Source organism: Paraburkholderia kururiensis JCM 10599 = LMG 19447 (assembly GCF_003986935.1).
In the GTDB taxonomy this organism is placed as follows: domain Bacteria; phylum Pseudomonadota; class Gammaproteobacteria; order Burkholderiales; family Burkholderiaceae; genus Paraburkholderia; species Paraburkholderia kururiensis.
Map to the genome: position 1 here is coordinate 176243 of NZ_RJZE01000018.1, position 7030 is coordinate 183272.

The 7030-nt window shown below is 65.0% G+C and carries 6 protein-coding genes; all 6 read left to right on the forward strand.

The features are described 5' to 3' along the window. Positions 1–561 precede the first annotated feature (561 nt). A complete protein-coding gene (locus PKKP23_RS22015; RefSeq protein ID WP_126878417.1) occupies positions 562–1725 on the forward strand; it encodes a hypothetical protein in 1164 nt (387 codons plus the stop codon). Positions 1726–1832: 107 nt separating this feature from the next. Next, complete coding sequence (gene galU / locus PKKP23_RS22020) at positions 1833–2765, forward strand: UTP--glucose-1-phosphate uridylyltransferase GalU (protein ID WP_126878418.1); 933 nt, start codon at positions 1833–1835, stop codon at positions 2763–2765. Between the two features lie 159 nt (positions 2766–2924). Next, a complete protein-coding gene (locus tag PKKP23_RS22025; RefSeq protein ID WP_017776365.1) occupies positions 2925–3242 on the forward strand; it encodes a YnfA family protein in 318 nt (105 codons plus the stop codon). 342 nt (positions 3243–3584) lie between these two features. Then, positions 3585–4766 carry an FUSC family protein gene (locus PKKP23_RS22030; RefSeq protein ID WP_240659092.1) on the forward strand — a complete coding sequence of 394 codons (1182 nt, stop codon included), beginning with the start codon at positions 3585–3587 and terminating at the stop codon, positions 4764–4766. 80 nt (positions 4767–4846) lie between these two features. Next, positions 4847–5938 (forward strand): DnaJ C-terminal domain-containing protein, encoded by a 1092-nt coding sequence (locus PKKP23_RS22035; protein ID WP_126878420.1) that lies wholly within the window; start codon positions 4847–4849, stop codon positions 5936–5938. A gap of 712 nt (positions 5939–6650) precedes the next feature. Beyond that, positions 6651–7030: contractile injection system protein, VgrG/Pvc8 family (locus tag PKKP23_RS22040; RefSeq protein ID WP_240659093.1), on the forward strand; the 380-nt coding region annotated here is incomplete at its 3' end.

Here is a 7030-nt window from a genome sequence, read left to right on the forward strand (position 1 = left end):
CCAATAATTTGTCGGATATCGTCCACGGTCAGATAAGCGAATTATTAATGCTGAATTGAAGCGCATATCGCGCATGTGGCTATGCCAAACCGGCAATAGTCTTCGGTTGAAACGTTTGCTTTTTCGTCATTGTGCATAAATGGGGCTTGAATCGCGTGTGACGTTAGCAGCCGTTCGCCCCAACGCGCGTGCGGCTGCACGAGGTCGTGCCATGCACGACGGACGCAACGCGAGCGTACCGGGCCGAAGGCCCTCGGACGGTCATCCGGGTCGCGGCTTATGTGCCCGCGTCATACTGGTTTTGGAGAGTGGCTTGCTGCATTTGGCGCGACTGAAATTGTTGCCAATTCTTTCGCGTGACATTGTTCACGACGGTCGTAAATGACAAACCTTTGTCGGAATATGCCAATGCTGCTGGCTTATCGTATGCAGACAGAAATAGTGCGTAATGCCTTTTGATTGCGTGATTCGGTATCCAGAAAGAGGTGCAAATATCAGCATGGGCGCCTGTAACAACCGGTATCGAGTCTCGCACACACGACAATGAGAGCGTCTCGCGACGTGACCACACCCATTTTGATCATCGAGCCGGTGGCGCGCGGCTTTCGCCTGGAGGTGCTTGCCAGTGCGATATCGGCCATCCGCAAACGTTCAATGTACCCGATTTTCGTCATTACGCGTATGGATTTCGCAAGCGCGGAATTGACCCGGCTCGATATGTCAGCGTGGCAGCAGGTGCATATCGTGCAGGCGCCAATCGACTTCGGCGGTGCGGCTGCGGGCCGGGTGGATGCCGATCGCATGGACGCGTTGCTGAATGCATGCGCGGAAGCGGTGACGCATGATCAAACAGCTCAACTGATTTTCCCCGGCGCCGACGAATATCTCGATGCATTTTCTGTTCACGCCTCTTCGCTCAAGCAACGATTTGCACGCTCGCGCGTTTCCGTATTGATGCAGAACACGGAGGACCTGATAGCGCGAGAACTGGAGGCATCGGGAAAGAGCGGCGCATTAGGGCGGCAAGCGGTGAGGTCGCTGAATGCGGCCGACGCCACGCTGATCGCGTTCGACGATGCCTTGCGCGGACATCGCATTGGTCAACGCGAGATCGTGGTGCTGCCCGACCCGTGGCACGGCCACTTCGCTCTGGCGCAGCGCAGGCACTCACGCGAGCGCTTCAACTTCGCGCCCGCGACGCTGGTGATGGCGGCGGCGCTCGATCCCGCCGCGGGTGGCGACCCGGCGCCATGGCTCGCCGCTGCGGAGCGGCTGGCCGAGGTGCCGGGTGTGCACCTTGCGCTGCACGGGAAGGTCCGCGCGCTCGACCGGCCGAAGCTGCGTCGCCTCGTCGAACGTTTTGGCGGGCGCGTGAGCCATGCGGGATCCGCTGTCGCCCACGGTGACGTCGCGTGCGACGTGCAGCTTCTCGCCGCCGCCGACGTCATGCTCACCTCGTTGATCGGCGCTGCCGATGGTCCGGGCGCCGATGGCCTGTGCGAGCGCACGCCGTTGTCCGAGGCGCAACAGGCGCGCCTGAACGGCTTCGGTGCCGCGTTCGATCACGAGGCCGCGCGTCAGCTCGTGGCGAGTGCAGACGCGCTGCGCCTGTTTTCCGGCAAGGAGATGGCGCTGCTGCGCGACACGCTGGAGCGTCATGCGCAGGAACTGCTGCTCGATTCATTCGGCGCGGGCTTGCGTGCTGCGATCGGGCTCGGCGCCTGAGCTGCCGTGAATCCGCGCCGCAGCCTGACGCGAACCACGTCGCCACGAAGCCGCACTCCGCAAGCCTCCGCCGCTTCCCCGCGCATTCACCTCACTCCGGAGTTCACATGCTCAAAGTAACCAAGGCGGTATTCCCCGTGGCCGGTCTCGGCACGCGCTTTCTGCCCGCCACCAAGGCGAGCCCGAAGGAAATGCTGCCCATCGTGGACAAGCCACTGATCCAGTACGCGGTGGAAGAGGCGATGGCCGCCGGCATCACCGAAATGATCTTCGTGACCGGACGCAGCAAGCGCGCCATCGAAGATCACTTCGACAAGTCCTACGAGATCGAGGCCGAACTCGAGGCGCGCGGCAAGGACAAGCTGCTCGAACTCGTGCGCAGCATCAAGCCGAGCCACGTCGACTGCTTCTACGTGCGGCAGCCCGAAGCGCTGGGCCTGGGTCACGCGGTGCTGTGCGCCGAAAAGCTCGTGGGCGACAACCCGTTCGCCGTGATCCTCGCGGACGACCTGCTGTACGGCACGCCGCCCGTCATGCAGCAGATGATCGAGGTGTTCGACCACTATCACAGCTCGGTGATCGGCGTGGAAGAGATCCCGCCCGAAGACACGAAGTCGTATGGCATCGTGGACGGCAAGGAGTGGGAAGACTCGATCATCAAGATGTCGGGCATCGTGGAAAAGCCGGCGCCGGACGTGGCGCCGTCGAACCTGGGGGTGGTGGGGCGTTACGTGCTCAAGCCGCGCATCTTCGAACATCTGCGTGCGCTCAAGCCGGGTGCGGGCGGCGAACTGCAACTGACGGATGCGATCCAGTCGCTGCTCGCCGACGAACAGGTGCTCGCGTACAAGTATCACGGCACGCGTTTCGACTGCGGCAGCAAGCTCGGCTATCTGAAGGCGACCGTGGAGTTCGCGTTGCGCCACCCCGAGGTGCGTGCCGATTTCGGGGCATACCTCAGTGATCGGCTGGGGCTTGGCGAGGCTTTGGTGAAGGCGGTGGCGGAGGTGTCGGAGGAGCGCGCGGAAATCACCGGCTGATGCAGCGATAACCGGCGTCGTTCGCTCGCGGCGGTATCATCGGCGCACTTTCCGCTCGCACGAAAGCGGCACCGACGACGCGGTAGATCAGGCGGATCGCGGCCGCCCGAATCTCATGCGGGTCTCCGGCAGCCGCCGCTTCGCCACCCCGATTGCCGAATGAAAACGTTCCTTCTCTACGTTGCGACTGCCGCGGCCGAAATCATCGGCTGCTACCTGCCTTATCTGTGGCTGCGCGAAGGACGCAGCGTCTGGCTGCTCGCGCCGGCTGCGCTCTCGCTGGCGCTCTTCGCCTGGCTGTTGACGCTGCATCCCGCCGCTGCGGGCCGGATCTATGCGGCCTACGGCGGCGTGTACGTGTCCGTGGCGCTCGTCTGGCTCTGGGCCGTGGAAGGCATTCGGCCCACAGCCTGGGATTGGTCCGGCGTCGCCCTGGCGCTGGCCGGGATGGCCGTGATCGCGTTCCAGCCGCGCTGACACCCGCTTCCATCACCAAGACGCGCCGACGCCCCGGCGCCCCGACGCGCGCCCGGAGCGTTGCGCGCAATTTTGTCCAGTTATCATCCGGGAAAACCCTGCCTTCCATCTGGCTGCGCCAGCGTCCTCACCGGGATGTTCGCGCGGCGCGGCACGGTTTCAACGTTCGCCGAATGCGCGTGTAGCCGGAGATCCCGGCGCAAGCGCGCGTCGGTGCCGACTCACTGCCGGGCGCCAATCCGGCCATCGGCGCGCGGCCACAAGCCGGGCGACCGATCCGCATGAACGTCGTCGAACATGATGATTGCCGCTGCTTGTTCAATCCGCGCGCGCTCCTCGCGCGTGTTTCAAGTCCTGCATCACCGCGCGCTGATCGCGGACCCCGGGCTGCTGCGTCTTCGCAATGCCGCACGCTCGGCGCTTGCGACCCTGGCCACTGCCGTGCTCGCCTCAGGCTGGGCGCTACGTCACCATCAATCTCTTACCGTGGCCGCCCTTGGCGTGCTGTTCGCGATGATCGCGCCGCTCTTTCTGCGTGACGCGCGATGGTCGAACTGGATGGTCTCGCTCGGCTGGCTCTATGCCTCGACCTGCGCGTGCTTTGTGGCGTCCGCGGCGGTGGCCGCGCAACCGGCCATGCGTGCCGCCGGCCTTCTGTTCGTGGTGTTCGCGGGCATGCTGTACCAGCGCAGCGGGCCGCGCGCGATTGGCTGCGCCATGCTCGCGCTGGTCGCTTTTTACCTCGGGCTGTACCTGCATCCACAGCCTGCCGCAGTGGTCGAGATGCTCGCTGTGTCGGCCTGTGCGCCCGCCGTCGTGACGTTCGTGTCGCGCGTCCTTATTCCCGTGAAGCCGCGTGGGGCGTCGTCCATGTGGCCGCTGACCACGCGCGCCGTAGCGCGCGGCATGCTGCGTACAGTGGCGCGCTTCAATCGCTCGGCGCGGCGTGGCCGTTGTGTTCTGCGTGCGCTATGGCGACGCGAAGAGGCCGTGCTCGTCGCGCTCATCGCGCTCGCGCATCGCGGACGCGCGCTCGCATGGCTACCCGCCATACCCGCGACCCTTGCGGCGGCGCTGGCGATGCTGATTGGCAGCGGGTTGTCGGAAGAGCGCTGGATGTGGGCGGTCATCAGCACGTTCGTGGTGTTCCTCGGCACCACATCGCGCGAGCACACCATCAGCCGTGTGATGCAGCGCCTCGCGGGAACGCTTGCCGGGGCGCTTGTGAGCGCACTCGTCGTGACCGCGTTCCGGCACACGCCGGGCGTGCTCGCGGCAGCCATGGTGCTGTCTGTGTTCGGCTGGGCCTATTACATCTTCCACGCCTACGCGCGAGGCGTCTTCTTCATCACAGTGCTCGTGGGGCTGGTCTATGGGTCGCTCGGCTTCGAGATCGTGCCGCTCGCACGGCTGCGTGTGGAGGAAGTCGTGGCGGGGTGCCTGATCTCGCTGGCGGTCGCGGTGCTCATGATGCCTTCGGCGGCGGCGCGGCGCGTGCAGCCTGGCGTGGCGGCGGGGCAATAGGAACTGCGGGAACTGCGCCGCCCGTTGCATCCCTGTCTTGATAGACTTGCGCTTCCAGAAAAATCAGACGGGGAAAACGCGTGAGCCTCGACGAATACTACAGACGGCTCGAGCTGTCGGGCACGGCGTCGCCGGCGGACATCAAACGCGCATACCGGCGGCTGCGGGCGAAGTACCATCCGGACCGCAACAAGGGGCGGGAGTCGACCGTCGAGCCGGTGTTCAAGCGCGTGCAGGAAGCGTTCGAGATCCTGATGGGCACGCGCGAGGCGCCGGCGTCGCCCGCGTCCGCGAGAGCCCCGGCAGCAAGGCCGGCCAAAGACCCGGCCAAAGGCAGCGGTAATGAAGACCGCGGCAGAGAAAGTGGCAGAGACAGCGGCAGAGACAGCGGCAAAGACAGCAGCAAGGAAACCGCAGCGCACGCGGCCGCGCGCGAGTTTCGCCACGGACCGCCGATGCGCGGTGCGAACTGCCTCGTCGAACTCTTCGTGCCACTTGAAGCGGCCATTCACGGCGGCGCCGTCGAGGCCAGCTATCCCGTGAATGTCTCGTGCCGTGAGTGTGGCCAGTCCCGTCGGTCTCGCGCATCGGCCTTCGGCTGTACGGCTTGCGACGGCAGCGGCCTGACGTCTCACGGCGCGCGCTGCGCCGCGTGCGCGGGAACGGGCCGGCCGCTGGGCGGGCGCCTGTGTGCCGCGTGCGCCGGCACAGGCGTGACGAGCGAGCGCAAATCACAGACCGTGCCGGTGCCCGCAGGCGCGTGGGATGGACAGCGGCTCGTGGTGGAAGGCGGCGGCCAGCCGGGCGTGAACGGTGGCGCGCCGGGCGATGCGATCTTTTCTGTTGCGATCGTCTGCGGTTCCGCGTTCCGGCGCGACGGGCTGAATCTGGCCTGCGAGATCGAAGTGGATTTCGTCACCGCGACGCTGGGCGGTCCTTTTGAGACGCAGGTGCTGGGCCACCCGCTGCAACTCGCGATTACGCCGAACGCCCAGCCGGGCAGCACGATCCGGCTGCGCGGGCAGGGCCTTGCGGATCGTCACGGCAAGCGCGGCGACCTCACGCTGCAAGTTGTGCTGGGCATGCCGGCTGCCGTCGAGTGTCTGAGCGACGAGGAGCGGCATCAATTGCGCAAGATGTTTGCGGATGCCCGGCGGCGGCTTCGCGCGTGACGACGAAGGTTGGGACGTGAACACGGTGGATTGTCGATGCGGTACTCGTCGTGGTGCCCATCGCTGTGTTCGCATTCATCCAGCCGCTGCGTGTCGCGGTGCGCGCCGAGCGTAGCAGGGCAGCGCGCTGGCTTGCAGCATGCCGAAGAGGTGCGCGAGAGATTTCCGCCGAAATGATGCCTGCCTCAGAAGGCGGGTACGGGCGTGTAGGCGAACCAGACGGCACGCAACTGTTCGGGGTGCTGGCCAGTCGTGGGGTACCGGATTCCATCGATATCCTGCGCGCGGGCCGCTGTTGTCCGGCAGCGCTTCTTGTGCTTCGGAATTTGAACAGGTTGTGCTCCCGCGTTTAGGGGATTCATGCTCGAGAGCGACTGCCGGGCGGCTACCTCCCCACGTTGAGAACAGGCTCGCACGTTGGTGGTGATCATGGCCGGGATTAATGGCTCATGCGCGTCGCCCATTGAGCAGAATGCCAGGCGCTCGGTTTGAGCGCTTGCCGCTATCTCACTACAGAAAAACAGGCGCTCCATTTGGCAGCATGCATTGGGCATGGCCTTTGCCCGGCATGGCCGCGCGCTGCAAAGGCTGACAGCGCACATTGACCATTATTGACAATATTACGTGTCGTTCCCGGTAGGTTTGTCCGCCTTGAAACGTGCGAATTAATCTGCTTCGCATCGCTCTTTTAAACCGGACGAGGATGCGCGGAATGAATACCCCCGCAAAGCGTTTTACCGATGCGCTGCTTCACCCGGGCGCACGCCTGACCCAGTATCTCAGGCTGTGGATCGGCGCTCACGAACACGATCTCGATGTGCTCGACTTCAAGGTGCGCGGCGGCTTCTGCAAGGACTACGTGGTCAGTGTGACGGTCACGTCGCCGCGGCTCGATATCGACGGCAGCGACTACGTTGGCCGGCGCGCGGGCCTGCAGATCGACGAGCGCGCAGCAGTGCCGTCGACCACCTGGGCCACGCCAGTCGATCATGCCGCGGCTACCTTCAACGGCGTGGTGACGCGCTGGAAGCGCATCCGCACGAGCCGCGACGAGGCGGCCTACGAGCTGCGCATCGAGCCGCGCTTTGCGGC

Coding starts and splice junctions, on each gene's coding strand:
- PKKP23_RS22025 (WP_017776365.1), top strand. CDS start 2,925: ATGAAAACGTTCCTTCTCTACGTTGCGACTGCCGCGGCCGAAATCATC.
- galU (WP_126878418.1), top strand. CDS start 1,833: ATGCTCAAAGTAACCAAGGCGGTATTCCCCGTGGCCGGTCTCGGCACG.